Origin of the sequence: Streptomyces sp. NPDC060198, assembly GCF_042728415.1 — a bacterium.
Lineage (GTDB): Bacteria > Actinomycetota > Actinomycetes > Streptomycetales > Streptomycetaceae > Streptomyces.
Window position 1 is genome coordinate 1 of sequence record NZ_JBHWZJ010000632.1, and the last position, 2,069, is coordinate 2,069.

Annotated in this window: 2 protein-coding genes; both read left to right on the plus strand. The window is 70.5% G+C overall.

Annotated features, from left to right (window positions below; all coding sequences use genetic code 11):
- Nucleotides 1–80: 80 nt before the first annotated feature.
- Nucleotides 81–899 carry a DsbA family protein gene (locus tag ACFWEP_RS34275; RefSeq protein ID WP_387376162.1) on the plus strand — a complete coding sequence of 273 codons (819 nt, stop codon included), beginning with the start codon at nucleotides 81–83 and terminating at the stop codon, nucleotides 897–899.
- A gap of 100 nt (nucleotides 900–999) precedes the next feature.
- Nucleotides 1,000–2,025, plus strand: a complete 1,026-nt coding sequence (gene lgt, locus ACFWEP_RS34280) for a prolipoprotein diacylglyceryl transferase (protein WP_387376163.1) — start codon at nucleotides 1,000–1,002, stop codon at nucleotides 2,023–2,025.
- Nucleotides 2,026–2,069: the final 44 nt, after the last annotated feature.

Sequence of the window (2,069 nt, forward strand, 5' to 3'; positions counted from 1 at the left end):
GATCACGTGGCGTGCCCCCCGTACGGTTGGAGTGGGACGGGGGAGGCACGCGAGTGCCTCCCCGGTTCGTTGCTGCGGGTGTGAGCGAGAACCATGAAGGAAGAAGGGCCGCGCGTGACCGGCTCGTCCAGCAGCGTGAGCAGGAGAAGGCGCGCGAGCGCCGCCGCCGCACCCTGATCGTCGCCGGCGCCGTGATCGGAGTGCTGGCGCTGGCCGCCGTGATCGGCCTGATCGCGGCCAACGCCGGGGACGACGACGACAGCACCGCCGCCCCCGTCGTCGCCCCGTCCGGCGCCACCGGGAAGGACGACCTCGCCATCCCGGTGGGAGCGAGCGACGCCCCGTCCACGCTCACGATCTGGGAGGACTTCCGCTGCCCGGTCTGCGCCCAGTTCGAGAACGCGTTCCGCTCCACCATCGCGGAGCTGACCGAGAGCGGACAGCTCCGCGTGGAGTACCACCTGGCGACGATCATCGACGGCAACATGGGTGGCACGGGCTCGGTGCGCGCCGCGAACGCCGCGGCCTGCGCCCAGGACGCCGGCAAGTTCGAGGCGTACCACGACGTCCTCTACACCAACCAGCCGGCCGAGACCGACGACGCCTTCGGCAAGGACAGCACCCTGATCGACCTCTCCAAGAAGGTCCCCGGGCTGGACACCTCGGCCTTCCGCGCTTGTGTGGAGGACGGCAAGCACAACGCCTGGGTCGCCAAGTCGAACACCGCGTTCAGCGAGGGCGGCTTCCAGGGGACCCCGACCGCACTGCTGAACGGCGAATCCATCTTCCCGAAGAAGGGTGACGAGCAGATCTCGGTCGCCAACCTCAAGAAGTGGGTGGAAGAGGCGAACAAGGGCAAGCAGGCCGGCACCCTCACTCCCACGCCCGCGGCCTCCTGATCGCGGTGGAGCGGCGGACGGTGGAATCCGGCCCTGTTACCCAGACGTTGCCGGGTGACGTGCCGTCCGCACGGCCCGGCAGGGTAGCGTCGGTTCCGTCATGAACCTTGCCTTCATTCCCAGCCCGTCGACCGGCGTGATCGATCTCGGACCGATCCCGCTCCGCGGCTACGCGTTCTGCATCATCATCGGTGTCTTCGTCGCCGTCTGGTTCGGCAACAAGCGCTGGATCGCCCGGGGCGGCAGAGCCGGCACCGTGGCCGACATCGCCGTCTGGGCGGTGCCCTTCGGCCTCGTGGGTGGCCGTCTGTACCACGTCATCACCGATTACCAGCTGTACTTCGGTGACGGTGAGGACTGGGTGGACGCCTTCAAGGTGTGGGAGGGCGGCCTCGGCATCTGGGGCGCCATCTCCCTCGGCGCGGTCGGTGCCTGGATCGGCTGCCGCCGCCGGGGCATCCCGCTGCCCGCCTGGGCCGACGCCCTCGCCCCCGGTATCGCCTTCGCCCAGGCCATCGGGCGCTGGGGCAACTGGTTCAACCAGGAGCTCTACGGCCGCGAGACCACCCTGCCGTGGGGACTGAAGATCAGCGAGGCGCCGAACCGGGTCGCCGGCACCTACCATCCGACGTTCCTCTACGAGTCGCTCTGGTGCGTCGGTGTCGCCCTGCTGGTCATCTGGGCGGACCGCCGTTTCCGGCTCGGACACGGCCGGGCGTTCGCCCTGTACGTCGCCGCGTACTGCACCGGCCGCGCCTGGATCGAGTACATGCGGGTCGACGAGGCCCACCACGTGCTGGGTCTGCGGCTCAACGTGTGGACCGCGATCATCGTCTTCGTCCTGGCCGTCACGTACATCGTGATCTCCGCCAGGGTGCGTCCCGGCCGCGAGGAGATCGTGGAGCCCGGGGCGCAGGAGACGGGCGACGACGGCGGCACCGAGGCGGACGCGGCGGACGACGGCCCGACGGACGCGACCGGTACGACGAAGGCCGACACCCCGAAGGCCGACATGGTGAAGGCCGAAGCGACGAAGGCCGGCCCGGCGGACGACGACGCCACCGGGACCGACGCCGTGGACCGGCCGGAGACCGACGGCGCCGCCCGTACCGCCGGTACGAGCTGACTCCCAGGACAGCGCGAGGCCGCCGCACCCGGACCGGGTGCGGC

Coding starts and splice junctions, on each gene's coding strand:
- lgt (WP_387376163.1), top strand. CDS start 1,000: ATGAACCTTGCCTTCATTCCCAGCCCGTCGACCGGCGTGATCGATCTC.